Source organism: uncultured Salinicola sp., assembly GCF_937921195.1.
Taxonomy (GTDB): domain Bacteria; phylum Pseudomonadota; class Gammaproteobacteria; order Pseudomonadales; family Halomonadaceae; genus Salinicola.
Window position 1 is genome coordinate 43,408 of the sequence record NZ_CALFQK010000098.1, and the last position, 24,166, is coordinate 67,573.

The window sequence follows — 24,166 nt, forward strand, 5'->3', positions numbered from 1 at the left end:
GGGCCTCCTTTTTCCTTACGAAGGACATCTCGTCATCCGGTGCACTGGATGTAACCGGCGTTGTAGAGGTCACTGCTGTAGCTGTTTCCGTAGCCGTCATGGCTTCCGTTAGGCGAGATCGAAGTCGCTCCGCGGTGGCATTCGAACTGGCGTCGGACTTCCTCCCATTCGCCGTATTCGCTGTGCTGCTCGACGTATTCCTGCCAGCAGTTTCCGCCTGCTCGGACGCACGAGAGCGAGTCCTGCATGCCCGATTGTGAGGAGGACTGTCGTCCGCTCTGGTCGCGGGACCAGAAGGACTCACCGGTTGCGATAACCGTTCCGCCTTCGCAGGTGTCTCCACCTCCACCGTAGCTTCCGACACTCTGGCAGCTGGCGCAGTTCGAGTAGTTCGGAGATGTCTCGCTGGTGGCCGGCTTCCCTCCGCCGCAATACCCGTCGGTGACCGTCTCGCCGGTCTGGTTGCGGCGGCACCAGACGCTGCGGGTATGCGTAGCGCTGGCCGAGCATGTGCTGCTCCAGTTGCTCCATGCCCCATACTGCCAGCTGTAGGTGCAACTGGCATAGTTGGCTTCGGTGACGCTTTCGGTGACAGCGACGCCCCTGCTGGTGCAGACCGAGGAGTCGACGGGAGTTCCGCTTGCGAGGCACGTTCCCGACCGGGTCCTGGTCGCGCTGGAGGAGCAGGTGTTGTTCCAGCTCCAACCACCCCAGTTGACGGTGAGGTTGGCGGTGGGCGTGCAGCCCGAGTAGTCCTCGATGGTCTGCGTGGTGGCCGGCTTTCCGCCTCCGCAGGAGGCATCCCCAACCGTCGCACCGTCGGAACGGCGGCAGATGACCGATCGCGTCTGCGTCTCGGACGGAGTGCATGATGCACCCGGGTCCTGCCACGCGCCGGGGACCCACTGGTAGCTGTAGCAGTTCTGGCTCTGCGTCCACGGGTATCCCTGGTTGACGCAGTATTCGCCAGCGACGCTCTCGCCGGTCTGGTTCCGTGTGCACAGGTTCATGCTGCGCGTCTGGTTGGTGCCGTCGCATGCACCCCAGCCGGTGTAGGATGCGGTGTAGGTGCAGCTCGAGTAGTTCGGCCCCGTCTCGCTGTTCGTCGGCTTCGGTCCCGCGCAGTTTCCATCGGCGACGACCGAGCCGTTGCTCGCCCGGCAGATGAAGTTCTGCGTGCGGGTCGCGTTGGAGGAACAGGTACTGTTCCAGCCGTTCCAGGTGCTGGCTTCCCAGGCGTAGGTCTGGCAGGCTTCGTAGGTCGGGTTCTCACGCCCGCAGTAGGTGCCCGAGTAGACCATCTCACCGGTCTGATCGCGGCGGCAGCCCCAGTAGTGAGGACGCTGGGTGCCGTCACAGGCGCCGGTGCCGCTGTCGACGAGCGTGTAGGTGCATCCCGTGTAGTTCGGCGCGGTCTCGCTGTTCGTGGGCTTCGGTCCCGTGCAGTTGCCGTCTGCTACGGTCTGGCCGTTGCTGGCGCGGCAGTAGTAGTTCTGCGTGCGTGTCGAATTTGCGGTGCAGGTGTTGCCCCATGCGTTCCAGGTACCGGCGACCCATGCGTAGGTCACGCAGGATTCGGTCTGTGTCAGCTGGTCGCCGCGGCTGGTGCAGTTGCTGAGGGCGACGTTGTCACCGGTCGAGCGGGTGCAGGTGGCCATCGTGCGGCTGCGGCTGGTGCCGTCGCACGCACCCCACGCGCCGTAGTTGGCGGTGTAGCCGCAGGTCGAGTAGATACCGGTTGGACCTTCGGTCTGTGCGGGCTTGGTGCCCGAGCAGAGGGATTCCTGAGTGCCGGTCATGATCGTGCCATCGCTCCGGCGACAGTTCACGGTCTGGCTGCGCGTCGCGGAATTGGAGCATGTGCTGGTCCAGGCTCCGTAACCGCTCTCGATCCAGTTGTAGGAGCAGTTCGAATAGTCGGCCACGTCCTGTGAAGCGGCGGGCCTGTCACTGGCGTCGCACCCCTCGGTGACGGTGGTCCCGTCGGAGCGGAGGCAGGTGACGCTGCGTGTCTGCCGTTCGGTCGAGGTGCAGGATGCACCCGGATCCTGCCAGGCACCCGTCTTCCACTCGTAGTCGCAGCCGGAGAAGTCCTCGACGGTCTGGCTCGCGGCCGGCCTTGTCGCGCCGTCGCATTTCGCGTCCTGTTCGACATTCCCGTCGAGATCACGCTCGCACCAGACGGCACGGGTCTGGTTCTCTTCGGATGTGCAGGAATCGCCCGGATCGGTGAAGGTCTGGTCGTTCTTCCAGCTGTAGGAGCACGACGAGTAATCTTCGCGGACATCGACGGTGGCGGGCTTGCTTCCTCCGCACTGGCCGTCGGCGACCTGGACCTTGTCCAGATCACGCTCGCAGAACACGTCGCGGGTCCATTCCTCGGTGGCGGTGCAGTTCTGGCCGGGATCGGCGAACGGATCGCTCGAGTTCCAGGAATAGGTACAGGTCGAATGATCCACGACCGTCCGTTCGGTCGTGGGCTTCGTCCCGCTGCAGAGCGAATCGGCCACCTTCACGTCGTCATAGGAACGACGGCACTCGACGACCCGCTCCTGAGCCTCTGCGTTGGAGCACGAAGGGCCGGGATCCTGCCACTGGCCCTGATACCAGTCGTAGGAGCAGCCCGTGTCGATGAAGGACTGCTTGGAGCCTTCTGGCTTTGGGCCCACGTCGCGGCAGTAGGAATCGCCTACCGGTCGCTCGTTGACGACGCACTGGACGTCACGGCGCTCCTCGTAGGGGCCGCAGGCGTTCTGTGGCTGGACCACGTTGCCGTTGGTGTCGTAGATCAGGAATGGACTGACCCGCCATTCCGCACCCTTCGTCGGCACGATGAGGGGTCGCCGCATGACGACCTCCTGGGCGATGGCGGGAGTCGTGGTGGCGAGTGCGGCTGCTGCGACGCCGATGAGGAAGGTGAAACGCTTCATGATCGCTTGTCCCTGGCTCACAGGACATGGCGCGGTCGTCCACTCCCGATTCACAGGATCGATCTTAGGCGATAATTATTCTCAGTCCATCCTGAAAATGCATCGACCCGTCTTTTTTCGGTAACCCCCTCGAGCCTCAGCAATCCGCGAGGGATGGATCCTGTTCCAGACGTTCCTGCAACCCCTTGATGTATTCAGGGGTGATCTGGATCGCGTCGCCCTGATTGCGCTGGATCTCGCATCGCAGGGCGCTCTGGAAGGACCGCCTGTCGGCAGGTGGTATCTCCACCAGCGCTTTGTCGACCGGCGTCTTGGGCTCGTATTGCGCAGGAGCGGCGGGCGTCCCTGTCGGCGACTGTGCATCTCCGTCACCATCCTGCGACCCGCATCCGGCAAGAGCCGCTGCGAGGATCAGGATGGCCGGAAGCCTCACTGCCCTTCCTTCGAGATCTTGACCGGCTTGGAGTCGGCTCCGCCCGTGAGCGTTCCCGATGGATTGAGCGTCCAGGTCGAGTATTTCCCGAGGATCCCGTGCACGCCGGGTCCCTTGTCGACGGTGCCCTTCACCACGGAGCCCTGCGCGGTCGCCTTCCCGGTCGCGCTCTCCATGATGGCTTCCGAGCCGTTCTCCATGGTGCGCACGTCGATCGACACGACGCCCTCGGAGGTGAGATCGATGACGAGGCGCGATCCCTCTCCGACGGCACCGGATTCGGTCGTCCAGCGTCCCGAGACCTCGGACATGTCCACGCTCTTCCCGGCCTGGGCGTCGGTCTTGCCGTTGTCGGCCTGCTCCGCCTGGCCCCCGCCTTGCTCATAGGGATTCGTTGGCTCATCGCCGCTGTCTCCGCAGGCAGCCAGGGAGATGGCACCGGCCAGGATGATGCCCGTTCGCAGGATTGTCGTCTTCATGTCGTCCTCGTCAGTTGGAGGTTGTGGGATGTTTTTAGGACAAGACAAGCCTTTTGGCAAAAGTCTTGTTCGCTCGTTCATGCCGCCATCGGATAACGGCGGAATCCGGGGGCGACTTCGAACCTGAAGGACGATCCCTCGGCGTATTCGAGGACCGGCTCAGAGGATATGAACCTCCGTCCGAGATCCAGCGCGACCTTTCCGGTGGTGTTGGAGCCGGCCATGGGATCGTAGACCGTGTCCCCTTTGTCGGTTGCCAGCAGGATGACCCTCTTGGGAAGCTCTTCCGGGAAGCGCGCGGGGTGTAGCGAGTGCCCCTCCTCCCTGCACCGTCTGGCGTAGGTTCCTCCGCCCCCGGTTCCTCCTGACACGATCAGGTTCGATGGCATCCTTCCCTCCCCGTCGCGGCGGAAGGCATCCTCGTTGATGTCGTATCCTCCGGGACGCCTCGCATTCGAGCGCGCAGCGGCACGTCTGGCATCGGAACGCAGCTGTGCCTCGCTCCGCGGTGCGTAGGGCTCCCGGGGAAGGCGATCCGTGTCCCAGGCGGGAGAGGGCGTCTTGGAGAACAGGAGCACGTGCTCGATGGTGTTCCGGAGGGCCACCCTGCGCTTGACGCCCCATTCGATGTTCGCGAGCTTGTTCGGGGAATGCCAGGGCATGCGTCCGGCCAGATGCAGTCCGTGCCGGTCGATGGTGTCGAGCGCGAACCGTTCGACGTAGGGCGAGATCATCGGCGTTCCCGGGACGAAGACGTCCATCAGGTTGACGGCGAGGGTGGCATCGTCTCGCATGAGGTCCTTCCACATCCCGACGAGACCGCTCATCCAGTCCAGCCATTCAGGAACGCCGAATCGTCCGTATTCCCGTCCGACGACCGGATAGGGCGGGCTGGTGAGGATGAGGGAGAGGCTCTCAGGTTCTATGACGCCGGCTGCCTCCTCCGCGTGAGCGAGGAAGGCGAGACCGTCATCCATGCTGTAGATCAGGATCGACTTCCCGCGACGGACGCGTGTCAACTTCTCGCGGCCCTTGTCGGTGATCTCCCAGATTCCGCGCCTGCCAGCCACCAGTTCCTTCGCGACGAGGGTCTGGCGCGTCCAGCGGACCTGCTGATCGAAGACGCTGTATTCCTGGTCTCCGCCGCGTCGCGTCTCCTCGCGCGCAGCGGGATCAAGATTGAGGCGCTCCGCTATCTCGCCGTAGAGATCCCGAGGACGGGCGGCGCCGCCCTTCTCCTCGATCGCCTCGAGAAGCGGGAGTTCGATCATGCTTTGCAGGCCGGAAGTCCGTTTCCTCGCGCGCGTCTCCTGTCTCTCGCCCTTCTCGATCCTCCTGCGCCGTGCGGACAATGCTTCATGGCTGGGTCGATCGGTCATGTGGCTTCCTTTAGAGACGGGTGATGGTGGAGATGCCGTGGATGCAGAATCCGTATCTGTCGCTCAGGACATCGGCGATGGACTCGCCTGTGCACCAGTCATCAGGGACCGTGATTTCGGTCTCCAGCGGAAGATCGAGATCGAGCGGATCGTCTCCATCGGTGTCCCAGTCGATACCCTCGATGCGGATGCGATCGCCTGCCTGCAGCTGATCCTCCGTGATCTCGGCGGTGGCAAGTTCCATGTCTCGTTCCTTTCGTTGGCGGCATGACGAAACAGGGCGGCGGATCGTCGATCCACCGCCCCGTCCTGTTTCAGTCCTCCCACTGGTGGCGCTTCTTGGTGAAGTCCTTCCAGCTGCGCTTCCAGGAGCGCGAGATGGGAAGGTCGTCATAGGCCGTGGGGATGTTGAGCCGGCGACGTCGAACGGGGATCCCGTCCGTCTCGTCACCGTGCAGCTGACGCAGTTCGTTCATGGTGCGCATGCTGCGGTGGTAGTTCGCATACCGGTGGACGTAACGTCCCCGGGTGTCGTACCGATGGTTGCGCGTGTAGTCCTTCTTCATGTGATCGTTCCTTAGGTGGTTACCTAACGGAACGGAGGGTTCGTCATCCTTCTCATTTTTCCATCACTCCTTGATGTTCGTCCATGGGTCTTCTTGTCGGGTCATTGGACGTGGTCGTCGGCTCTGTCCAGTATCTCGACTTGGCAGATTGCGTAATGATCGACCCGTCCGGGGTCTCCGTCTCGCTTGAGAGGCAGATCGTATCTGACGAGCACATGGACCCTGGGTCCGGGTTCGCTCCGCCACTGGTGGCTGTGGATTCCCTGGACGACACCTGTGCGGCCGTTGTCGATCCTGGACCAGTTGGTCGTCCGAGGACTTTCCACGATCCGCACGCGGTCGCCCTTTCTGGGCATGCGTTTCATCATCCGCCTCCGCGTCAGCTGACGGGAATGTCCTCGCGCCGCTCGAAGACCTCGTCGATCAGCCCGATGGACTTGGCCTCTTCGGCTTCGAGAAAGGTGTCCCGATCCATCTTCTTCTCGATCTCCTCGAGCGGCTGACCCGTGTATTTCACGTAGAGATCGTTCATGCGCTTGCGGATCCGGAGGATCTCGCGAGCTTGGATCTCGATGTCGGACGCCATGCCCTTGGCGCCGCCGGAAGGCTGGTGGATCATGATGCGGGCGTTCGGCAGTGCGAAGCGCATGCCGGGCTCTCCTGCCGCGAGCAGGAAGCTGCCCATGGAGGCGGCCTGGCCCATGCAGATGGTCGAGACCTTCGGCCTGATGTATTGCATCGTGTCGTGGATTGCCATTCCGGCCGTGACGACGCCGCCGGGGGAGTTGATGTACATGCTGATGGGAGCGTCGGGATTCTCGCTCTCGAGGAACAGCAGCTGGGCGCAGATGAGCGATGCCATGTTGTCCTCGACGCCGCCGTTCACGAAGATGATGCGATCGCGGAGCATCCGGCTGAAGATGTCGAAGCTGCGCTCGCCGCGGCTCGTGTCCTCGATGACGACCGGCACGAGGCCGCTGTGGGGTTCGTTCAAGATTCTTTTCCTTTCGGTGATGGATGGCGTCAGCCCGTCGGTGACGGGAATGGATATTTAGATGGCGGTGCTCTGCATGACGGTGCTTCCGTCGGCGCGCTCGGCGAGATTGACCCAGACGAGGCCGAGGCCCTTCTTGGGGACCTTGAGATGCGCGATCGCGATCTCCTTGGCGGCGAGGAGGCTCCTGGCGTAGATGGCGATCTTCCGGTTGTTGTAGCCCGCGACATAGCCGCAGTCGCCATCGTTCTTCTCGTTGATGGGCTTGATGTCTTCCATGTCCGTCTCCTTGGTGGTTGGTCAGTCTATGAAATCGGTGATCAGTTGCGGCAGCATCTCCTCCTCGATGCTGATCGCAAGGGGCACATCGGGGCGCCGGATGTCGATCCAGCGGACCTCCTCGATCTCGTCCTGCGGTCTCGGTGATCCTGCGATATCTCCCAGGTGACAGGAGACGGTGACGACGACCTCCTCCAGATCGGCCGCCGGCGCGGTGCACTCCATGTAGGGCCGGGTCCAGCCGGTGTGGCATCCGAGCTCCTCGAAGACCTCGCGCCGCAGGGCCTGCTCATCGGTCTCTCCTTCTTCCGGCTTCCCGCCGGGGAGTATCCAGAGCGTGCCTCCTCTCTTGCGGACGACAAGGAGGCGTCCGTCCCGGATGAGAAGCAGTCCGATCTTGCGTATGTGCTTCATACTGCATGGCCTTCCGTTTGACGTTCGTCATTCCGGGCGGGATATCTCAGTGCAACCCTAGACAGCTTCTCGATGAACAGACTCCTGCACTCGGCGGCGTCCGGAAGACTGTGCCTGCTCTCATCGATCGCCGCGAATACGAGGCGATGGACTGTCTCCGCACCGTGTCTGACGTGCGGGTTGAGGAGGAACTGATCTCCTGTGCGGACCGCGATCCGTCTCCCGCCCGCATTGAGTTCGAGATCGGGCCCGCAGTCGAGGATCATGCCCGATGTGAGTTCGCTATAGCTGACGCAGTCGGTGTGTTGCGGCAGGCGTCCGGCTATGGCGAAGCACTGCAGTCCGAACTCGATCGCGAGATCGTTCATCGGGAGCAGCATGTCTATGTGCGATCGCTCGTGCTCGATTGCGCGATCCCAGTCTATGTCCGGTATGGCGTGCATCGATCGCGCGACGGAGATGGACCCTGCGTGTTCGATGTAACCGAGGGCCTCGCGGTCGGCGAGTGGAAAGGGTTCTGAGCCTGACGCCATGATGGTTCAGGATTCCACAGGAGAGCGTTTGCCAGGACGTCCGCAGTCCGGAGTCTCGTCGGATGCCAGGAGCGGCGTGATCCCGCCTCTGTACTTCGTGAGATAGCGGCATCCGGTCTGGGTGTCCTCCATGATCATGAAGTGGTCGTTCTCTCCGCCGACGCTGATGAAGCGATCGGCTTCACGACCGGTCTCCCGCACGATCTCGATCCCTTCCTGATTCCGGTCCTGCTGCCTCGCGCAGGCCGTCAGGAGAGTGAGTGCGCCGAGTGCGATGATGGCGTTCTTCATTATTCGTGTTCCTTTGTTACGGATGTCCCGGCGGTAGCGCACCGCCGGGATCCTTCCTTCATCCGATGAGGTCGAGCACCTGCCTTCCCCGCTTGTCGATATGCTTCCACTTGATCTTGAAGCTGGTCGATTCCAGGCCGCCGAACATGTGCGCGTTGGCATGGATCTCGGCGAGCGCGGTCAGCAGGAGTGCCTTCGCCTGCGTCCGGGATGCGAATTCGGACAGGCCGTCGGCCTTCAGAAGGTGGGCATCCATGTCCATGCCGATGAGTTCCCCGACCTCGGGATCGCCTCCGGCCTCGAGCCAGACGCGCTTACTGACCGCGGCGTGATCGGGGAAGTGGCGTCGCCCCTCCTCGTCGATCTCGAGGCAGAAGGGCTTACCGCAGTCGTGGAAGACGTGATACGCGTGCATCACGTCCCGCGAGGGCATGGCGTCGAGGACCTCCGGCCTCGATGCCCACTGCGGCAGGCGCCATTCGTATGCGAGGGGTTCGCCGTCCTCGAGGTGCTCGATGAGATCCTCGTAGTAGGCCGCGACCATCATGCCGTGCTGGTGGACGCTCATGCCCTCGGTCTGCTGACACGAGCGCATGGCTTCGATGAGGTTGTCTCGGGCCTCCTCCGTCATGCCCGCGCTCATTTCACCACCTGGTAGCGCTTGGTGATGTGTCGGCACTGCGCGCGGGTGCACGGTCCGATGCCGAGGGCGGTGACGACCGGCTCACCAGTGAAGTGCGGGAGCATCACATGACCGGAATCGGTGACGACGGCATGCGGGATGCCGGCCTCGGCGCATTCGCGCGCCGCCCGTTCGATCTGTCCGATGTTCTTGCACTTGATGGTGACCTTTGATCCGCCGATGCCGTTCTCGCAGCGATAGGAGAGGGCGGTTTCGGGGTCCTGGTCGAGACAGGTCCACAGCGCGTCGGTATAGGCGTGGCCTGCCTGGGCGCTGAGCTTTCCGGGGGACATTTCGAGGTCGGCCCGGACCAGCGCGTATATGTAGAGCTTTTCTTCCCCGAGCTCCTTCAGGGTATCATTGTCTGCCTGGGGCAGTGCGGTCTGACCGTGCTGGTCAATGCGAGATGTTCATGGGTATGCTCCTTGTGGTATTCATTGTCGTGTCGTCGTTGGTCTGTCTTCAGCCGCCGGTGCTCATGGCATTTTCCTTTCTCTGTGTGTCGTCTGTCATGGTGGTCCGACCGGGATTCGAACCCGGGTCCTCACAGGGTCATTACTCCTGGCGCTCTACCGCTGAGCTATCGGTCCTCATATCGATTATAGGATGTCCTATCCGAGATCGGAAGCGTCCGTATCATGTCCGGCCCTTCGGGATGACCCGTCTCCCGGTGACGCGTGTCTCACGGCACTCGGCGCACCAGTAGGTGTAGGTCTTGGATCCCCTCCAGTGGACGCCGTCCTTCAGGCCCTTCCCGCGCTTCTCCCATGACCCTGTATGCGTCAGCCGGCACGCGATCGCCTTGAGGATGCCTTCCCGTTTCATGGCGATCGCGTGTAGCCTCGTCGTCATCGCAGTCAACATCTGCGAAGCGACTGGTTCATTCCGGTGGGCATTCGAGTGAGAATGATGCGAGAGGCATCTCCAGTGACCGTCGTGATCCGCGCCTTCGCACGGAGATCGATTCCGCTTCCATCTCGCGATCCCCTGCGACGATGATGACCGGGGATCTCGCCGCGATGGCACGCTTGATCCTGTCGCTGATGCTCCGTCCGGATGCGTCGATCTCCACCCGTTCTGATCCGAGCGATGAGCGGATCCTGCTTGCGTAGGACTCGTGTCGTTCCTCGACGGGTATGACGATGGCCTGCACGGGGGCGAGCCACTCGGGAAGATCGCCTTCGTGATGCTCGAGCAGGATGCCGATGAAGCGCTCCATGGAGCCCAGGATCGCCCGGTGCAGCATGATCGGCACCCGGTGCCCTCCCGGCGCCGAGTATCTGGCGCCGAGGCGGCCCGGGAGGACCATGTCGAGCTGCAGCGTGCCGCATTGCCAGCGTCTTCCGAGACTGTCCTTCAGGCCGAATTCGATCTTCGGACCGTAGAAGGCCCCTTCTCCGGGATATTCCTCGTAGGCGAGACCCGCTGCCGAGATGCCCGACCTGAGGGCATCCTCGGCCCGGTCCCAGATCTCGTCGCTGCCGGCACGGTCATCCGGTCGCAGGGACAAGCCAACATCCACGTCCGGGAAGCCGAAATCGGCATAGACCCTCCTGAGGAGGCGGCAGAAGGATGAGACCTCTTCCTCGACGTGCTCCTCGGCACAGAAGATGTGGGCGTCGTCCTGTACGAACTGGCGCAGACGCATGATGCCGTGGAGGGCACCGGACGGCTCCTTGCGGTGGCAGCATCCGAATTCGGAGAGTCTGAGCGGCAGATCGTGATGGGAGTGGTTGCCGGCCTTGAATATCTCGACATGGGCCGGGCAGTTCATGGGCTTGAGGACATGGTCGCCGTCGACCCGGTAGATGTTCTCGCCGTAGTGCTCGAGATGCCCGCTCTTCTCCCACATTCGGGGCTGGTAGAGCTGTGGCGAACGGACTTCCCGGTAGGCGCCCGAAAGACGCTTCCTGATGTGGTCCTGTATGCAGGAATAGAGGATCGCTCCTCTCGGGTGCCAGAACACGCTTCCTGCTGCGTCGTCCTGGATGTGGAAGTAGCCGAGAGCCGGCCCGATCAGTCGATGATCATGGTTTCCCGTAGTGACATTGCATCCTCCTTCTTGATTTCGATGCGTTCGCTTGAGTGCTGAGCCTTTTTCCCCATAACCCGAGAAAAGACAAGCATTCCGTTGCGTGTAGACCCTCGCCCCGCAGTCCTTATTTCTCGAGACTGCCGAGCTTGTCCATGAATGCGTCGACCGCCGTGTTCGCGCTCCTGATCCGATGATCGTCGAGCGTGCTGTTGGAGGCCATGAGGCCTGCGGAGAATACGCGCGACACCGCTTCGATGAGCGAGCCGCGGACTTCCGGTGAGGTCTGGGACAGATCGAGTTTAATCATGCCGTTCTCCTTGCTGGCGTGAATGTGCTGATGGATGGTAGCCCCGACGGGATTTGAACCCGCGTCCTTCGACGTGAAAAGCCGACGTCCTCGACCGCTAGACCACGGGGCCACATGGCGCCTGGTAGCTCCGACGGGGATCGAACCCGCGTTTTCGCCTTGAGAGGGCGACGTCCTGACCGCTAGACGACGGAGCCGCAGGCATCTGCCTGGCTCTCTGGTTCGGGCTCGTCGTGTGAGGGAGAGATCCTGCGCACGCCGGCGACCGGCGTGCAGGTGCACACCGGGCTCAGCCCTGGCGTTCGCGTTCCGAAAGGAGGATGGCCTGGATCGTCATGAGGTCGCATATGTCCTGCAGCCGGGACGGCGTCAAGTCATTTGTCCGTCGATGGGGTGGACTGCCATTCCGTGGGCGATCCGTGCGCTGGATAGGTCGCGCTGGCATAGACCCGGCCTTCGGTGGGAGTGGCTATGCTGCCATCCGCATACCGGGCATTCCAGTCCGCGGTCGGAGCACTGAATCCGTCGTATATCGCCCGCGCCGCGGTCGCGATGACGGCCGGCCTGTTCGATCCGCCTCTGGCGAAGAAGGCGACGGCCACGCGCTGCCCGGTCGGCAGCGTCATGAATCCGACATCGCTCGAATAGCCGTTGAGCGTGCCCGTCTTGTGCTCGACGACGGCTCCTACAGGAAGCAGACCCTTGATGCGATTCTTCCCGGTGGAGCACCTGCGCATCATGTCGAAGAGGATGGATCTCGACGCCGGAGAGAGGAGGCTTCCCTCGTCCAGGCGCTGTAGCAGTTGCAGCATGGCCCGGGGCGTCGAGGTGTCCTCCTCCTCCCACAGGTCGCGACGGGCCGCGAGCAGCTGCGCGATCGTGCGATCGACGCGTATCCCCTCGATCCCGGTGCCGTCGATCCAGGAATCCACGGAAGCCGGTCCGCCCAGACGGGCGATCAGGAGATCGGTGGCGTGATTGTCGCTCCTGACCATCATCCTGTCCATGAGTGCGAGCGCCGTCGTTCCGGCGATGCCGTCGTCGAGCGAGCGTCGGCCCGCATCGACATCGGAGAGATAGGCGGCGGCCACTGCGATCTTCATGGTGCTGGCCATGGGGAAGGCCATGTCGGTGTTGACCCCGATCACCTCCCCGGTGGCGAGATCGAGAGCGGCGATGCCGTATTCCCCCGGATTCTCGTTCGCGGTGCCGATGATGCGCGTCTCGAGTTCCGCGAGATGCGGAGGGGTCTGGGCGAGGGCCGGACTGGCGGCCAGCAGGGACAGCATCCCCGTCAGAATTCCGAATGCACGCATCGGTCTTCTCCTATGGATGTTATTACGGAAAGATGCCCACCCTAGCATGGATTTGCAGGATGGGCATCTTATTTCACGTGGAGGTCGCGTCAGTCCGCCTTGCGGCGACCCCGCTTCTGGCCGGGCTTGCGACCGAGGCCGATGTCCTTGGCGAGCTGGCGGCGCTTCTCGGAATAGTTGGGTGCGACCATCGGATAGTCGGCCGGCAGGTTCCACCGCTCGCGATATTCCTCCGGGCTCATGTCGTAGTTCGTGCGCAGGTAGCGCTTGAGCATCTTGAGCTTCTGACCGTCCTCCAGGCACACGATGTAGTCGGGCTTGATGGATGAGCGTATCGATACGGCGGGCTCGGGTTTCTCCTTGACCGGATCCGCGGCGCCCAGACCCGCGAGGGCTCCGTGGACGGAGGTGATCAGATCCGTGATGGAATCCCCTTCGATCGTGTTGTTCGACACGAATGCCGAGACGATGTCGGCGGTGTGGATGATCAGGTCGCTTTCGCCCTGACCGGAGATTGCTTCGTTCATTGCTTTCCTTTCCATTGGGATCACTTTCCGAGGAGCGTGAGTGCGGGGAGGTATTCCCCGTCCCTGAGCACGTAGATCCCTCCTCCGCCGTCGATCTCCTCGACAGCGGCCTCGTAGAGCTTAAGAGCGTTGCGCATCACTTCGGAATACGACGAGGATTCGGTCCTCTCCACGAGCGCGTCGAGACGCTGCATGGAGGCCGGTGGGAGGTTCATCTGCACCCGGACCTTACGTTCCTGGGTTCTTCTGCTATCAGGCAAGTGGGTGTCTCCTTATAGGAGGCATCCATATGAGAGACACGGAGCGGCGTCAAGCGGAGGTGGTCAGTCGTTGGGTGTCAATCCGAAGCGACCCATGACGACGACCAGCTCGGACTTGCGACCGAGTACCCATCCGGCGGTCGTCTCCTTCCTGAAGCAGGTCCAGCCGTGACGGCCCCGTCTGGGTGGGAGCGTGTGTCGCTGGGGGTCGATGAGGGAGTGGATCTCGTCGTCCACCTGATAGGGGTAGGAGGCGTCGACCACGAGACCTGAGAGATGGCCGCATCTACGGGCCGCTTCCGTTACCGCCTGGAGAGTGTCGAGATCGATCCCGTCGCCGCCGCCGACCGACAGTGTGGTGCCGAAATCCGGCCCCTGATCATGCCACTCCGTCACTCTCTCGTCGATCTCTTCTCCACTGGTGAGAGGGGCAACGCAGAGGCGCCGGGTGAGATGGTTTCCGGCGTGCATCGCATGCGCCTGGGACTTTCCCCTTCCCATGCTCGGCAGGTCCGTCCGCATCAGGAGGTAGCAGACCACCGGGTCGTGCCGTTCGTCGTTCATGTCTCGTTTCTCCTGGGTTCCTTGATCCGTCGCTTGAGCAGTTCGATGGCCTCCGATCTGCCCTTTATCCTTTCATGGATCGGAATTGGTGAAGTGATGGCGATGTGGATCTCGTCGCCGAAGATGCGGATTATCCCGAACCCGGGGAACCGTCCGCTGCCGGGTCTGCGGTTGTTCCAGCGGGTCCTCGCGTGGTGCGCGAAGGGAAGATACTCGTGTTCCGTGCCTAGGGCGTCGGCACAGCGATCGTAGAATTCCTTGTCATCCATCTGCTTTTCCATTCTCGTTCCCGAGTTCAGGCCGTTGCCGTATCCAGTCGGGCGATTCTCCTGCCCTCGACGATCACGGTGAGCTCCGTGACCGGTCCCTCTACGACCACTTCCCTCTCATGGGGATGCCCGAAGTGCTGGACCATACTGTCCTCCCAGTGGATCGAGGTGCATGGAGCCTGAGCGGTCAGCAGCACCTCATGATCGTGATTGGCTTCCGGATGGTATTCGCATGATGCGGATTCCTCGTCCCAGCTCCAACTGCTTCCCAGTGGTCTGGTGTCGATGGAGGCGAGGAAGGCGTCGATGTCTTCCACCGATATCCTGCGATGGACGGTGAGGGATCCCGAAGCCGACATGGTCCGGAAGAGATTCAGGACGTGATCGAACCACCTCCCGTTGATGTCGCCTTCCGATTCGTCCCTGTCCTCTCCGCCGATCTCGTCGAGGATGCCGTCGTAGTCCGGATCCGTTCCGGGGTTCTCGATGAAGTCGCCACGCTGGAGATCCAGTCCACCAAGATGGTCCGTCATCGTCCGTCCACCGTGTAGGCCTTGTCTCGGCGCCCTGCCTTGGATCCTGCGGCGACGAGCGTATGGTTGATCCATACGCTGCGTCCGTCGGAGAGATGTCGGATATGTCCGCGCCGCACGTGCTCGCGGACCTTGAAGCCGTCTGCGTCCTCGACATGGACTCCGCCGCCTTCCGATACGGCCCTCCCCGCAAGGATCAGGAGATGGACGTCATAGAAGGGCTCGCGCGAGTTCCTGATGCGCTTGCGGACCAGTTTGGGAGGAGCCTCGCGCCTTTCCATGGTGACGTTCACGCAGGCGAGAACGGCCAGGAGTTCACCCAGTATGCAGACCTCGCTTCCGACATCGTTCGAGACCATGTGCGAATACCATTCGGGGCCGTTCTCGAAGAAGACCGTCTCGGCGGTGATGGGAAGGGTCGGACAGGCCGTCAGCGGGAAGGCGGCCCCCTTGTATCGATTGTCGGCGAAGGGGTCCTGGTCGTAGGAGTGCTGCGGCCGTCCGGTGCTGGCTCCCATCTCGACGAGTGCGCCGACGGGCTGCAGATACCACTCTCCGTCCTCGTCGTTGAGATACGCGACGTCGATCCTGACATGCGTGGGCTTCTCGAGATACGAGGCCGGGCGCGGCTCCTCGTCGGAGGTCATCCTCACGATCTCCCGCGCGAGAACGAGCCGGCGCGTGGCCGCTATCGTGTCCTTTCCACGACCGGGCTCCTCGGAATAGGGTATCTCCAGGGCGATCTCGGGAAAGGGCAGTCTCCCCATGACGAGTCCCTCGGGCATGTCTCCGAGGCCGTAGATTATCCGCCCCCTGTCGGGCATCTCGAACTTGTGCGCGTCCCTGACGGAATTCACGAAGTCATCGAGACCGGCCTTGTCCTTGGCGCCCCGCATGAGCGGACGCTTTTCGAGGAGACTCTCGATCGCATGTGTCGAGTAGTTAAGCATGATCGCTCCTTTTCCTCCCTTTGAAGGGTCGCTCCGACATCCTAGAAGTCGGGCATGATGAGATTATCCGCCCTTACGATCTTCATGGTCGCATTCCTGTCGGGATGCACCGAACACGACGAGGTCCCGCTTCCTCCGGAGCCGCAACAGGTGAACATCGAGCCCATGAGAATCGATGCGGGGATGACCGCCCTGGCGGAATTCTCGGCCGAGGTTGTGGTCCTGGCTCGCAGGGAATATCCTCTGGATCCGGACGACGTGCTCTCCGGCGCTTCGCCGCTGGACCTCGCGGTTGCCTGGGGTGCGGCCGCGAGCGAGGAGGCGAGAGCCGCGGTCGAGCTGACCCAGTCGGACAGACGATATCATTGGCGCGCTAGGACGTCCGATATGGAAAGGCCGGGGGTCGGCGATTTCACGCGTCACTCGGGTAACTGGCATATGGTTCCGGCGGACGAGGGCGTGACCCGGGCGCTTGCCTCGATAGAACCGGGAGACCGGATCAGGATGGAGGGGGAACTCGTCCTCCTGACGTTTCCGGACGGCACGTATTATGCCTCGTCCCTGTCGAGGGACGATACCGGTGACGGGGCCTGCGAGATATTCCGGGTCGCGTCCCTCGAGATCCTCCAGCGAGCGGAATGATCCTCAGGCGGCCTCTGCCATTCCGTCCATCAGCATATCGACCGCGTGGGTGATGTCACGCGCGACCGGAATGGCGGGATTGTCCCTCATGAAATCTCGCCTCTTGTCGCGTCCGACGGGTGCATCAACGAGAATGCTCGAGATGCCGGCGGCGGTGAGGGTCTCTATTTCATGAGGCTGATCGTCGACCATGTGCGTGACGCCGTGTTCCAGGCATGCGGAGGATTTGCAACGCTCGAAGTACAGGGTCTTGTCGCTGTGCCCTACATGGACGACGGGCACGTCGGGGAAGGCGTGTTCCTTCAGCCATTGGAGAGTGAGTGCATCGACGGTGGGCGGCCGCCTCGTGATGTAGCATGCGAGGAGTCCCGCTTCGTGCAGACGCAGGACGGCCTCGAGGGCACCCGGCAGACACGGGGCCGTCAAGAGGACGTCCGGGCGGTCCCAGAAAGAATGCACCGGACGGAGACGCGGCGCGATCTCCGGATCGGCGTGCGTGAACGGATCCCAGTATACGTTCGTCTCGATGACCTCGTCGATGGTGAGCGAATGGTCATTCGCCGTCACGGCCCGCGCAGAACTCATGATGTCGATGATGACGTTGTCGAGGTCCAGTCCGATCTTCATCCCTGTCCTTTTCCGTTTCCTGCTGTGTTTCGCCTGATTCTATCCCGGAATCGGGGTCGAATGGAAGCCGGGCCCGATCCGGGCCTTTGCCTCGTTATGCTGTCGATTTTCCGTCAGTCCATCATGTCGGAGACTGTGACCGCATCCATCTCTATCTCGATCGTGATGTCGGCTCCGCCTTCTCCGGGCCCCGCCGTGCGCACCGTCTCGATGATCCTGCCATCGAGCAGGGCATCTCCGGTATCGATCGTGGCGCCGAGGCGCTCGCCCGCCACCGGGATATAGGCTTCTGATATGCCACCCTTGATACCGTATATGGAGACGGTGCGACCATCGAAGGTGAGCAGCACACCATCGTCTTCGATGACATTGCGCTGGACGGCGAGCAGCGGGCCAGTGTCCACGGTCTCCAGCCGTGTGATCCTCATGCCCTCCTCGGTGCTGCGTCGTAGGACCGCATCCTCGTATCCGCATGTGGCATGCGGAGACTGGAGAACGTGTCGAACCTCCTCGCGCACCGCACCGGCCAGTCCGTCGGGATGCCGGGAGAGCCGGGCCGCGGTCCATCTGTCGAGCCTGACATGACCGACTTCGAGACGGTCGTCACCGATCTCGAGATCGGGGATCCCGGAAGGGAAGGCCTCCTCCGCGCGCTGGCGCAGGATGATCTGCTGCTCCACGAGCTGATAGGACCACCGGCGGATCATGTCCGCGCGGTCCTCGATGCTTAGACGCCGGTTGATCTCGGCACGCCAGTCCGGTTCGCTCTCCTTTGCCTCCTGGAGACTCATCTGCTCGGCCCCGGATGCATCGAGACCCGATGCGATGAGATCGCGTATCCGAGCCTGACGCGTGAGGTCCATGGAGCGGACGGTCCTGCCCGAGTAGAGGCCCGGAGTGATTCCCGAAAGGCACAGCTCGATGATGAGATGGCGATCGTCTGCCTTCTCGGACCAGACGGGGGTGGTGACCTGGAGGCCTGCCGGAACACTGCGGAAGACGGTGAAGACCGGTTCCGCGAGGGCTATGGGGACTGCTGAACCGTAATGCCTCTTCATGTCTCGTTCCTCGCCGGATGGCCGCACCTGGTCATCCTTGTAGGATGGAACGGATCGATGTGCCTATGTGTCCCGCCGTGTCTCACCTTCCGAAGCCCGAGGCTAGGGAAAGGGAGTTCATGCGTTCGCGATCGATGATCCGTCCGATCATGGGCGTCGCGTTCTCGTGCTTGAGCTTCGCCTTCTCTCCGCGATCCGACATGATCTCGAGGGCCGAGCCCTTGCGACCGAGCAGCGTGGCGCCGTAGTAGGTGTTCACCGCCTCTCCCTCACGGAACCGGTGCTCGTCCTTCTTCGCGATGCGGTAGGTGTCGAGCTGACCGGGGCGGATCATGCCTAGGCCTCTCTCCTTGTCGTGGGAGTAGTGCGGAGCCCGGACCTTGAGACCCTGCTCGTCCCTCTCGACGAAGGGCTGTCGGACGCCCTCCCTCGTGAAGACCGGGTCGGCGGGATGGTCACGCAGGCCCTTGTCCCTCGCCTCGCCTTCGGCGTGCCAGTAGACGGCGCCTTCGGCCGTCGAGATCTTGCGGATGTTGTCGTCGTTCTGGTAGCCGGTCTCCGGCCCCTTGTGACCCCTCTCGGTGGTGTATATCCGGTCTCCGTCCGATACTCCGCCCTCTCGCATGTCGAAGCGGTGATCGTAGCCGTCGACCGCTCCCGGACGATACCTCGTCCCTCCGACCTTGACATACAGCCCCTCGCCATCCCGCTTGACCGACGGGGTCACGGGCGGATTTCGGTTGAGCTTGAAGCTGGATCCGGCGGGCATGATGCATCCTTTCAGGCGGTGTATGCGCGAAAGGATACTTTATGGATGAGAGGCTGTCATTCGGTATTATTCGACGGAGAGGTTGGCACCCTTGGGGAGCACCTCCTTCATCGCGTCACTGCGCAGCCATTCACGGACCGACTTCCTCAGTCTGTCCGGATCGACATCGCGGTGGTCGCGGACGGTGTTCTCGGTGATCACGACGTATTGGAGGATCGGCGAGCGTGCGAGAGCCTCGATGTCGCTGCGGACGCGCTGTAGAAGACGCTTGGCATGCCCCTTCCGTCGGTGTTCCGGATCGGTCACGATGTCCATGAGCAGGAAGCACGGGCCCTCGTCCAGATCGAGCCACATCGGGATCGCCTCGGCGTCGCTGAATTCGCTGCAGTCGATCGCCATGACCTGATCGCTGGTGTCGTGCACGTCGATACCCGTGGAATCGAGCAGACTCCCCCAGGCCGCGCAGACGATCTTGCCACCGTCCCTGATGGTCCACTGGAAGTCCGTCACGTCGAGGTCGACCTCCTGGGGAAGGGCGTATCCCTGCTTCCGGTTCTTCTCTTCCCACTCGAGGAACTCCTCCTCGCCATCGAGCCTGTCGACTTCCTTCCTGATCTCGATGCCCCGCTCGCTGAACTCGCCGATCATGGTGATGCGGTCGCCCATGACACCGTCCTTCTCCTCGCGAAGGGGATCGCCGTCATGGAAACCGGGGGGAAGGCCCTTCTCGGCACGCCGGAGGATGTCCGTGTCGGTGATGCTGTCGATATAGCCGATGTCGTTCGTCATTCTCGTGGTCTCCTGTGTCCGGCCGTTGATGGCCAGAGCGTGGTCCGCAGGCAAGTGGAAACACATCCGGATTCGTAGTAATATATCGGCATTACAATGAGTTAGTATACTTTATAGTATACAGAACGATGGCGGCATCCTTGATTTTCAATGGTTTGCAGCCACCGTGACAGGCCGGCTGAGCATCGAAAAAAAAGTCTCTCATATCTGCCAGGGCAGCACTTCTCCCTGATCGCGGTTGCGCTTCAGTCCCCTGATGGCGCTCATGCCCAGTTCGTGGTCCTCTCGCGAAACGACCACGCATCCTTCTGCGGTTATCCCGAACAGGTCATCGGTGGCTCCGAGGAGTCCGCGACGGACGAGGCTTTCTACGGTCCTGCGATCACCGTCGATGGGCACCCACGGGCAGGCCCTGGAGACCTCGGATGCGGCTTCGTGCAGAATGGAGCGCTGTCGGTGTCCGAGGGGCCGGTTCCGGCCCCTCGTGGCCGTTGTCATCATCTCTTCATCATCTCCTCGATCGGCAGACCGGTCTCGCTCTCGAGCCAGCCGCGAAACATGTTGTCGCGGCCGAGATCCCTGGCGAGCCTGATCTCCTCGTCCCGGTGGCAGGACCAGGCGTCCTTCGGTGCCTTCCGGCGTCTCGCATTCGAGACCTCGACGTCGATGTAGTTCCAGTTGCTCCCGATGCGTCTGCCCCATGCGACGATGTAGGGGTAGGCGTGGGAAGCGTAGTCGAATCTAGCCTTGTTCATGGGTTCGTCCTTCGTATGTCAGGGCGCTCTCGCGCCGGTGGATACGAGACGATCATCCTTCCAGGCATTTTCGCCCGGGTCGTGTCGGCTCCGTGTTCATTCCCTCGTGGGAATCTCAGATGTCGGGTTCCTCTTTTCCTTCCTCGTCGGGTATCAGTCCCAGGATGTAATGGGTATCATCCTCGTTGCGCTTCACTAGCGCGATGGTCATGCTCTCGGCTCCGGTCACCTCTATCACCTCGGAAAGGCGTCTGCCTACCATGCCGGTCATCACCGCGTCGGGAAGCCTGTCTCTTCGCATGGCCATGGAGAACGAGTATCCTCCCCGGGCTCTCCTGAACGTGAGCTCGAGCCCGTTCGCGCCCCAGTCGACCTTGCCGCCGTCCGCGTCGAAGAGGATGAACGGCAGATCGGTCCGGCTAGCGCTGGTCATGACTGGATTGCGCCTCCTCATCCAGTCGGCATCGGCCAGGACCTCGTCGACGCTCAGTCCGGCCTTCTCGAGGGCTGCGCGGATGAGCGGCTGGCGCGGGAGGTCCTCGGGTTTCACGCGACGTGCTCCTTCGCCAGATCGATGTTCAGGACGCTCATCCTTAGATCGAGCGGGTCCCCCGCGAACGCACTGCTGAGCACGGCCTGATCGATGACCACCATGTCGAAGCCGGGCATGTCCATGAGGGTCGAAGCCGGTTTGCCGGATAGTCCGGCGAGGGTCGTCGCGGGAAGCTGCGTGTCCTTCACGGTGATGATCCCGCCTTCCCCGTCGAGGTCGTAGCGTATCTCCTTGCCGGAGACGCGCCACGACACGGACATGCTCCATTGCACCTGTTCGGTGTCGATCTCGATGTGGGGACTGGTCGCAGAGGTCCGGGCCAGGTAGAACGACTGATCCTCGCGCTCGACGAAGTCGGACCATTGGAGGCCATGCTTGCGCATGGCCTCCTTGAGGACCGGGTCGTTCCTGACGATCTGGTCGGATGACATCATCGTGTGTTCCTCTCGGCGACGAGGAAGCGCTCGACATGGCCGATCCCGGTCCACGAGAGCTGCTCCATGAGACGCTTGGGGTGGGATCCACCCTCGGTGTCGAGGCGCTGGGACAAGTAGCGCGGCAGGGCCCCGAGGACATCCGGGGAGGCGTAGGCGGGAACCTGCGTGCAGTAGCTGCCGTCATCCTGATCCTCCCACTCGTTGTCGACGAGGCCGACATTGCGCTGCACGTCGAAGCGCAGCAGGGGATGATCGAGGGGCCGCATGGGATCGTAGTCCCCGTCATCGCCTTCCCCGATCCAGGAGACGGTCACTGCATAGTCGCGTCCCTCGTGACGCCTTTCCTCGCTTTCATCCACATCGGGCAGACGCGAGTCGACCATGAGCCATTCGAGCATCGGATACCACTGGTTGTCGAGCTCCATGACCTTGCTGAAGGGCACGAGGATCTGGATCACCACGCAGTCGTCGATACCGGCGTCAATGAGGACGTTGCCCTCGAGCGCTGTCACCTTGGGAAGGATCGCTGCCACGTATGCCTCGGCGGTCCTGCGCACCTCCTCGCTGGACGGTGCATCGTGCTCCGCTCCGACCGGGAGCTCGATCGTGGGCATGATGTGCTTGCGTCCGCGATAGAGCGCGCTGTAGCCGGTCAGGGCGTGCATGCGACCATCCGAGGAAGTGACGAGATCCTCCGCTATGAAGGCCGACTCCTGTTCCGTGAGCGGGTAGAAATCGTCGTCGAAGCTTCCGCACTCGAGACCGGTGCCCTCGAACATCCAGCCATATTCGTGCGGGAACTCGCAGCATCCGTTGGTGAGATAGATCGGAGTTTCGGGATCGATGCTCTTGGCATCTTTGCCCAGGACCGTGAGGATGGACTCGTATGCGTCGATGGACTCTTCGCCCGCCTTCGGGTCGCCTTCCAGTATGGCCTTCTCGGCCTGTCTGAGGATGGTCTCCAGTTGCTCCATCGCATCGTCGGGGCGATGGCCGCGCGAGAGGGCGGCGTCATAGTCGTTGCGGATGGCGAGTGCCCTTGCGGCGATCTGCGACGGGATGGACCCTTCGGGGAATGCGACGCCCTGGACGAGATGCGCGAGGGCGCCGCATTCCGGGCACTCACCCGCAGGCATGGTTTCACCAGCGCCCACACGCTCGCTGAGGTGTTCGATCTCGTTGCAGTCGTCCTCGGTCCCGGTCCAGTCGCAGTTGCCGCAGGAGACCTTGGCGTCGCCATTGTCATGGGAACGGTCATGGATGCAGTTCCAGTATTCCTGGAGCGCTTCCATCGAGGCGGCTGCGTCGCCTTCCTCGTTCCACTGGAATTCGGCCTCCTCGATGTGCCCGAGCATGTCTGAGCCGATCGGGCTGCCGTCGGAGAAGGCGGTATCGAAGTGTTCCCGCGTGAAGGTCAGCGCCTGGCAGATCGAATCCTCGTCGCACTGGGCGGTGGAGACGATGTGCCGTATGCCGGCGTCCGTTATGACGGAGAACGCGGTGTCGCCTGCCGATGCGGGCGCGGTCGGGGCGACGATCCTCGGACCGGTGATGTCGAGCACGCCTCCCATCGGGGAGAGGATCCAGTCGTTGCCGCGTCCGCTCAGGGCGTCGATGCGGTCCTTCTGGACGGCGAAGATGCCGCCTTCGGGATCTCCGAAGAACTCCATCATGCCGTAACCCGGGACGTCCTCGTATCCGAGACGGTCCGCCGGGGGCGGTGCGAGTTCGCCTGCCTTGTCGTCGGCCGTGAAGACATGGGTGTTGTCGTACCCCATGGCCCTGGCGGCCACCTGCAGGAGGTGCGTGCGCTTCAGGCTGACGCCGTGCTTGGCGAGTTCTCCTGCGAGACGATCGAGGAGGACGGGTGTGGTCTTGGTCTTGGTCATTGTGGTTTCCCGTGACGGCCGGACTTGGATGTGCAGCTGACCCCGTTACCGCGATGCCGGCCGTCCAGGGATATGGATGGTCAGGTCATGCGACATTGGTGCGAAGGGTTTGCCGTCATGCGCGGGTGCACATGAGGGGTCGACGGGCTCTTCGCGGCCCGGGTGCCTTACGGTCCCCTCCATGCGGCCCGTTCACAGGCGGCAGGGAGGGGATCGCCGGAGCGATCCTACTGTCTCGTCGGTCCCCCTTCTCCGACGGGCTCGAGATCAGTCATCCTTCCGGAGAGATAGGCCTCCATGAAGGCGATGCGCTGGTCGAAGCCGGGATCGGCGATCTCCTCGGGTGCATAGCGCGAATGCATCATCATTCCTCGCATGTCCCCCTCCTTTGCCGTGACGATCCTGATGTCCGAGAGGTCGGTGATGTTCCCTTCCTCGTCGCGCACTATCGTCATGCTGGCCTGATGGGCTTCGGTCTCCGAGTTGACCATGACGCAGGCGGCCTCGCCGGCACCAGGCATCTTCGATATGGACCCGTGCTGGGCGATCATCTCCGCGAACTTCTCGTTCGACATCTCTGGCGCGGTCCAAGCCTCCATGAGGATGCCCACTGTCTCCGACCGTTCCTGATGGGCCATGTATCGGACCGTCTCCATGAACATCTTCTTCGTCTCCTGGTCCTCGAGAAGCGGGCAGGCGAGCATGATCAGGCCGGGTTCGCTGCCGTCCTGCGGGTTGGTGAGGATCATGGCCTGGAGAGGAACCCTGCCCTGTTGGGCGAGCTGATGCGCGCAGTGGCTGATGGCGCTCCCGGTGAATCGCATCTGGTCTTCATCCAGTCCGGCATCGCGCATGATGCTCTCGAGATCCTTGTTCATGGTCACTCCTGTGATTTTCTCGTTCCTG

At 62.5% G+C, this 24,166-nt stretch carries 34 protein-coding genes and 3 tRNA genes; 1 reads left to right on the top strand and 36 read right to left on the bottom strand.

Annotated features, from left to right (window positions below):
* Nucleotides 1–32 precede the first annotated feature (32 nt).
* The 26 genes from Q0602_RS08895 to Q0602_RS09020 all read right to left on the bottom strand — a co-directional run bounded on the left by Q0602_RS08895 (nucleotide 33) and on the right by Q0602_RS09020 (nucleotide 15,741).
* Entirely contained in the window at nucleotides 33–2,930 is a 2,898-nt protein-coding gene (locus Q0602_RS08895; RefSeq protein WP_298841737.1) for a hypothetical protein, read from the bottom strand.
* Nucleotides 2,931–3,066: 136 nt separating this feature from the next.
* Nucleotides 3,067–3,363, bottom strand: coding sequence for a hypothetical protein (locus tag Q0602_RS08900; protein ID WP_298841740.1), 297 nt, complete (start codon nucleotides 3,361–3,363; stop codon nucleotides 3,067–3,069).
* On the bottom strand, nucleotides 3,360–3,842 hold the full coding sequence (locus Q0602_RS08905; RefSeq protein ID WP_298841743.1) for a hypothetical protein: 483 nt from the start codon (nucleotides 3,840–3,842) through the stop codon (nucleotides 3,360–3,362). The genes Q0602_RS08900 and Q0602_RS08905 overlap by 4 nt, the downstream gene beginning before the upstream one ends.
* Before the next feature lie 77 nt (nucleotides 3,843–3,919).
* Nucleotides 3,920–5,221, bottom strand: a complete 1,302-nt coding sequence (locus tag Q0602_RS08910; RefSeq protein ID WP_298841746.1) for a site-specific DNA-methyltransferase — start codon at nucleotides 5,219–5,221, stop codon at nucleotides 3,920–3,922.
* A gap of 10 nt (nucleotides 5,222–5,231) precedes the next feature.
* Entirely contained in the window at nucleotides 5,232–5,465 is a 234-nt protein-coding gene (locus Q0602_RS08915; RefSeq protein WP_298841749.1) for a hypothetical protein, read from the bottom strand.
* Between the two features lie 70 nt (nucleotides 5,466–5,535).
* The gene (locus Q0602_RS08920) at nucleotides 5,536–5,787 is read right to left on the bottom strand and encodes a hypothetical protein (protein ID WP_298841752.1); all 252 of its coding nucleotides are present in this window, start codon (nucleotides 5,785–5,787) and stop codon (nucleotides 5,536–5,538) included.
* 379 nt (nucleotides 5,788–6,166) lie between these two features.
* Nucleotides 6,167–6,784, bottom strand: a complete 618-nt coding sequence (locus tag Q0602_RS08925; protein WP_367276951.1) for an ATP-dependent Clp protease proteolytic subunit — start codon at nucleotides 6,782–6,784, stop codon at nucleotides 6,167–6,169.
* A gap of 54 nt (nucleotides 6,785–6,838) precedes the next feature.
* Entirely contained in the window at nucleotides 6,839–7,060 is a 222-nt protein-coding gene (locus Q0602_RS08930; RefSeq protein WP_298841755.1) for a hypothetical protein, read from the bottom strand.
* A gap of 21 nt (nucleotides 7,061–7,081) precedes the next feature.
* Entirely contained in the window at nucleotides 7,082–7,474 is a 393-nt protein-coding gene (locus Q0602_RS08935) for an NUDIX domain-containing protein (protein WP_298841758.1), read from the bottom strand.
* Nucleotides 7,471–8,007, bottom strand: a complete 537-nt coding sequence (locus tag Q0602_RS08940; RefSeq protein WP_298841761.1) for a hypothetical protein — start codon at nucleotides 8,005–8,007, stop codon at nucleotides 7,471–7,473. The genes Q0602_RS08935 and Q0602_RS08940 overlap by 4 nt, the downstream gene beginning before the upstream one ends.
* Before the next feature lie 6 nt (nucleotides 8,008–8,013).
* On the bottom strand, nucleotides 8,014–8,298 hold the full coding sequence (locus Q0602_RS08945; RefSeq protein ID WP_298841764.1) for a DUF6440 family protein: 285 nt from the start codon (nucleotides 8,296–8,298) through the stop codon (nucleotides 8,014–8,016).
* Nucleotides 8,299–8,356: 58 nt separating this feature from the next.
* Nucleotides 8,357–8,929, bottom strand: coding sequence for a hypothetical protein (locus tag Q0602_RS08950; RefSeq protein ID WP_298841766.1), 573 nt, complete (start codon nucleotides 8,927–8,929; stop codon nucleotides 8,357–8,359).
* A gap of 8 nt (nucleotides 8,930–8,937) precedes the next feature.
* Nucleotides 8,938–9,381, bottom strand: a complete 444-nt coding sequence (locus Q0602_RS08955) for an aminoacyl-tRNA hydrolase (protein WP_367276952.1) — start codon at nucleotides 9,379–9,381, stop codon at nucleotides 8,938–8,940.
* A 111-nt stretch (nucleotides 9,382–9,492) separates the two neighbouring features.
* A tRNA-Ile gene (locus tag Q0602_RS08960) sits at nucleotides 9,493–9,570 on the bottom strand.
* 46 nt (nucleotides 9,571–9,616) lie between these two features.
* Entirely contained in the window at nucleotides 9,617–9,805 is a 189-nt protein-coding gene (locus tag Q0602_RS08965; RefSeq protein WP_298841769.1) for a hypothetical protein, read from the bottom strand.
* Nucleotides 9,806–9,860: 55 nt separating this feature from the next.
* A complete protein-coding gene (gene thrS / locus Q0602_RS08970; RefSeq protein WP_367276953.1) occupies nucleotides 9,861–11,210 on the bottom strand; it encodes a threonine--tRNA ligase in 1,350 nt (449 codons plus the stop codon).
* Entirely contained in the window at nucleotides 11,140–11,322 is a 183-nt protein-coding gene (locus Q0602_RS08975) for a hypothetical protein (protein ID WP_298841772.1), read from the bottom strand. Before Q0602_RS08975 ends, thrS begins: the two co-directional genes overlap by 71 nt.
* A 35-nt stretch (nucleotides 11,323–11,357) precedes the next feature.
* Nucleotides 11,358–11,434, bottom strand: a tRNA-Glu gene (locus Q0602_RS08980).
* A 10-nt stretch (nucleotides 11,435–11,444) separates the two neighbouring features.
* A tRNA-Glu gene (locus tag Q0602_RS08985) sits at nucleotides 11,445–11,519 on the bottom strand.
* Nucleotides 11,520–11,696: 177 nt separating this feature from the next.
* The gene (locus Q0602_RS08990) at nucleotides 11,697–12,638 is read right to left on the bottom strand and encodes a serine hydrolase (protein WP_298841775.1); all 942 of its coding nucleotides are present in this window, start codon (nucleotides 12,636–12,638) and stop codon (nucleotides 11,697–11,699) included.
* A gap of 89 nt (nucleotides 12,639–12,727) precedes the next feature.
* Nucleotides 12,728–13,165, bottom strand: a complete 438-nt coding sequence (locus Q0602_RS08995) for a MucR family transcriptional regulator (protein WP_298841778.1) — start codon at nucleotides 13,163–13,165, stop codon at nucleotides 12,728–12,730.
* 20 nt (nucleotides 13,166–13,185) lie between these two features.
* Nucleotides 13,186–13,425, bottom strand: a complete 240-nt coding sequence (locus Q0602_RS09000) for a ribbon-helix-helix protein, CopG family (protein WP_298841781.1) — start codon at nucleotides 13,423–13,425, stop codon at nucleotides 13,186–13,188.
* A gap of 63 nt (nucleotides 13,426–13,488) precedes the next feature.
* Entirely contained in the window at nucleotides 13,489–13,989 is a 501-nt protein-coding gene (locus Q0602_RS09005; protein WP_298841784.1) for a hypothetical protein, read from the bottom strand.
* Complete coding sequence (locus tag Q0602_RS09010) at nucleotides 13,986–14,258, bottom strand: hypothetical protein (protein ID WP_298841787.1); 273 nt, start codon at nucleotides 14,256–14,258, stop codon at nucleotides 13,986–13,988. Before Q0602_RS09010 ends, Q0602_RS09005 begins: the two co-directional genes overlap by 4 nt.
* Before the next feature lie 26 nt (nucleotides 14,259–14,284).
* A complete protein-coding gene (locus tag Q0602_RS09015) occupies nucleotides 14,285–14,791 on the bottom strand; it encodes a hypothetical protein (protein ID WP_298841792.1) in 507 nt (168 codons plus the stop codon).
* Nucleotides 14,788–15,741 carry a hypothetical protein gene (locus Q0602_RS09020; RefSeq protein WP_298841795.1) on the bottom strand — a complete coding sequence of 318 codons (954 nt, stop codon included), beginning with the start codon at nucleotides 15,739–15,741 and terminating at the stop codon, nucleotides 14,788–14,790. Before Q0602_RS09020 ends, Q0602_RS09015 begins: the two co-directional genes overlap by 4 nt.
* 54 nt (nucleotides 15,742–15,795) lie before the next feature.
* Here Q0602_RS09020 and Q0602_RS09025 point away from each other — a divergent pair, with 54 nt between their 5' ends.
* Complete coding sequence (locus Q0602_RS09025) at nucleotides 15,796–16,383, top strand: hypothetical protein (RefSeq protein WP_298841798.1); 588 nt, start codon at nucleotides 15,796–15,798, stop codon at nucleotides 16,381–16,383.
* Nucleotides 16,384–16,386: 3 nt separating this feature from the next.
* On the opposite strand, the gene Q0602_RS09030 is transcribed toward Q0602_RS09025, so the two are convergent.
* The 10 genes from Q0602_RS09030 to Q0602_RS09075 form a co-directional block, all read right to left on the bottom strand.
* Nucleotides 16,387–17,010 carry a hypothetical protein gene (locus Q0602_RS09030; RefSeq protein ID WP_298841801.1) on the bottom strand — a complete coding sequence of 208 codons (624 nt, stop codon included), beginning with the start codon at nucleotides 17,008–17,010 and terminating at the stop codon, nucleotides 16,387–16,389.
* A 113-nt stretch (nucleotides 17,011–17,123) separates the two neighbouring features.
* Nucleotides 17,124–18,068, bottom strand: coding sequence for a hypothetical protein (locus Q0602_RS09035; RefSeq protein ID WP_298841858.1), 945 nt, complete (start codon nucleotides 18,066–18,068; stop codon nucleotides 17,124–17,126).
* Between the two features lie 82 nt (nucleotides 18,069–18,150).
* Nucleotides 18,151–18,837 carry a hypothetical protein gene (locus Q0602_RS09040; protein ID WP_298841861.1) on the bottom strand — a complete coding sequence of 229 codons (687 nt, stop codon included), beginning with the start codon at nucleotides 18,835–18,837 and terminating at the stop codon, nucleotides 18,151–18,153.
* A 66-nt stretch (nucleotides 18,838–18,903) separates the two neighbouring features.
* Nucleotides 18,904–19,626 (bottom strand): GNAT family N-acetyltransferase, encoded by a 723-nt coding sequence (locus Q0602_RS09045; protein WP_298841864.1) that lies wholly within the window; start codon nucleotides 19,624–19,626, stop codon nucleotides 18,904–18,906.
* A gap of 201 nt (nucleotides 19,627–19,827) precedes the next feature.
* Nucleotides 19,828–20,127 (bottom strand): hypothetical protein, encoded by a 300-nt coding sequence (locus tag Q0602_RS09050; RefSeq protein WP_298841866.1) that lies wholly within the window; start codon nucleotides 20,125–20,127, stop codon nucleotides 19,828–19,830.
* Entirely contained in the window at nucleotides 20,124–20,381 is a 258-nt protein-coding gene (locus Q0602_RS09055; protein WP_298841869.1) for a hypothetical protein, read from the bottom strand. The genes Q0602_RS09050 and Q0602_RS09055 overlap by 4 nt, the downstream gene beginning before the upstream one ends.
* Nucleotides 20,382–20,496: 115 nt before the next feature.
* Nucleotides 20,497–20,931 (bottom strand): hypothetical protein, encoded by a 435-nt coding sequence (locus tag Q0602_RS09060; RefSeq protein ID WP_298841872.1) that lies wholly within the window; start codon nucleotides 20,929–20,931, stop codon nucleotides 20,497–20,499.
* Nucleotides 20,928–21,368, bottom strand: a complete 441-nt coding sequence (locus tag Q0602_RS09065; RefSeq protein ID WP_298841874.1) for a hypothetical protein — start codon at nucleotides 21,366–21,368, stop codon at nucleotides 20,928–20,930. The genes Q0602_RS09060 and Q0602_RS09065 overlap by 4 nt, the downstream gene beginning before the upstream one ends.
* On the bottom strand, nucleotides 21,365–23,260 hold the full coding sequence (locus Q0602_RS09070) for a hypothetical protein (RefSeq protein ID WP_298841876.1): 1,896 nt from the start codon (nucleotides 23,258–23,260) through the stop codon (nucleotides 21,365–21,367). Before Q0602_RS09070 ends, Q0602_RS09065 begins: the two co-directional genes overlap by 4 nt.
* A gap of 227 nt (nucleotides 23,261–23,487) precedes the next feature.
* A complete protein-coding gene (locus Q0602_RS09075) occupies nucleotides 23,488–24,138 on the bottom strand; it encodes a hypothetical protein (RefSeq protein ID WP_298841879.1) in 651 nt (216 codons plus the stop codon).
* Between the last annotated feature and the right edge of the window lie 28 nt (nucleotides 24,139–24,166).

Bases quoted from the DNA above. Each gene is read 5' to 3' on its own strand.
- Q0602_RS08895 (WP_298841737.1), bottom strand. From the start codon at position 2,930: ATGAAGCGTTTCACCTTCCTCATCGGCGTCGCAGCAGCCGCACTCGCC.
- Q0602_RS08905 (WP_298841743.1), bottom strand. From the start codon at position 3,842: ATGAAGACGACAATCCTGCGAACGGGCATCATCCTGGCCGGTGCCATC.
- Q0602_RS08910 (WP_298841746.1), bottom strand. From the start codon at position 5,221: ATGACCGATCGACCCAGCCATGAAGCATTGTCCGCACGGCGCAGGAGG.
- Q0602_RS08915 (WP_298841749.1), bottom strand. From the start codon at position 5,465: ATGGAACTTGCCACCGCCGAGATCACGGAGGATCAGCTGCAGGCAGGC.
- Q0602_RS08920 (WP_298841752.1), bottom strand. From the start codon at position 5,787: ATGAAGAAGGACTACACGCGCAACCATCGGTACGACACCCGGGGACGT.
- Q0602_RS08930 (WP_298841755.1), bottom strand. From the start codon at position 7,060: ATGGAAGACATCAAGCCCATCAACGAGAAGAACGATGGCGACTGCGGC.
- Q0602_RS08935 (WP_298841758.1), bottom strand. From the start codon at position 7,474: ATGAAGCACATACGCAAGATCGGACTGCTTCTCATCCGGGACGGACGC.
- Q0602_RS08940 (WP_298841761.1), bottom strand. From the start codon at position 8,007: ATGGCGTCAGGCTCAGAACCCTTTCCACTCGCCGACCGCGAGGCCCTC.
- Q0602_RS08945 (WP_298841764.1), bottom strand. From the start codon at position 8,298: ATGAAGAACGCCATCATCGCACTCGGCGCACTCACTCTCCTGACGGCC.
- Q0602_RS08950 (WP_298841766.1), bottom strand. From the start codon at position 8,929: ATGACGGAGGAGGCCCGAGACAACCTCATCGAAGCCATGCGCTCGTGT.
- Q0602_RS08965 (WP_298841769.1), bottom strand. From the start codon at position 9,805: ATGAAACGGGAAGGCATCCTCAAGGCGATCGCGTGCCGGCTGACGCAT.
- Q0602_RS08975 (WP_298841772.1), bottom strand. From the start codon at position 11,322: ATGATTAAACTCGATCTGTCCCAGACCTCACCGGAAGTCCGCGGCTCG.
- Q0602_RS08990 (WP_298841775.1), bottom strand. From the start codon at position 12,638: ATGCGTGCATTCGGAATTCTGACGGGGATGCTGTCCCTGCTGGCCGCC.
- Q0602_RS08995 (WP_298841778.1), bottom strand. From the start codon at position 13,165: ATGAACGAAGCAATCTCCGGTCAGGGCGAAAGCGACCTGATCATCCAC.
- Q0602_RS09005 (WP_298841784.1), bottom strand. From the start codon at position 13,989: ATGAACGACGAACGGCACGACCCGGTGGTCTGCTACCTCCTGATGCGG.
- Q0602_RS09010 (WP_298841787.1), bottom strand. From the start codon at position 14,258: ATGGATGACAAGGAATTCTACGATCGCTGTGCCGACGCCCTAGGCACG.
- Q0602_RS09015 (WP_298841792.1), bottom strand. From the start codon at position 14,791: ATGACGGACCATCTTGGTGGACTGGATCTCCAGCGTGGCGACTTCATC.
- Q0602_RS09020 (WP_298841795.1), bottom strand. From the start codon at position 15,741: ATGCTTAACTACTCGACACATGCGATCGAGAGTCTCCTCGAAAAGCGT.
- Q0602_RS09025 (WP_298841798.1), top strand. From the start codon at position 15,796: ATGATGAGATTATCCGCCCTTACGATCTTCATGGTCGCATTCCTGTCG.
- Q0602_RS09030 (WP_298841801.1), bottom strand. From the start codon at position 17,010: ATGAAGATCGGACTGGACCTCGACAACGTCATCATCGACATCATGAGT.
- Q0602_RS09035 (WP_298841858.1), bottom strand. From the start codon at position 18,068: ATGAAGAGGCATTACGGTTCAGCAGTCCCCATAGCCCTCGCGGAACCG.
- Q0602_RS09040 (WP_298841861.1), bottom strand. From the start codon at position 18,837: ATGCCCGCCGGATCCAGCTTCAAGCTCAACCGAAATCCGCCCGTGACC.
- Q0602_RS09045 (WP_298841864.1), bottom strand. From the start codon at position 19,626: ATGACGAACGACATCGGCTATATCGACAGCATCACCGACACGGACATC.
- Q0602_RS09050 (WP_298841866.1), bottom strand. From the start codon at position 20,127: ATGATGACAACGGCCACGAGGGGCCGGAACCGGCCCCTCGGACACCGA.
- Q0602_RS09055 (WP_298841869.1), bottom strand. From the start codon at position 20,381: ATGAACAAGGCTAGATTCGACTACGCTTCCCACGCCTACCCCTACATC.
- Q0602_RS09065 (WP_298841874.1), bottom strand. From the start codon at position 21,368: ATGATGTCATCCGACCAGATCGTCAGGAACGACCCGGTCCTCAAGGAG.
- Q0602_RS09070 (WP_298841876.1), bottom strand. From the start codon at position 23,260: ATGACCAAGACCAAGACCACACCCGTCCTCCTCGATCGTCTCGCAGGA.
- Q0602_RS09075 (WP_298841879.1), bottom strand. From the start codon at position 24,138: ATGAACAAGGATCTCGAGAGCATCATGCGCGATGCCGGACTGGATGAA.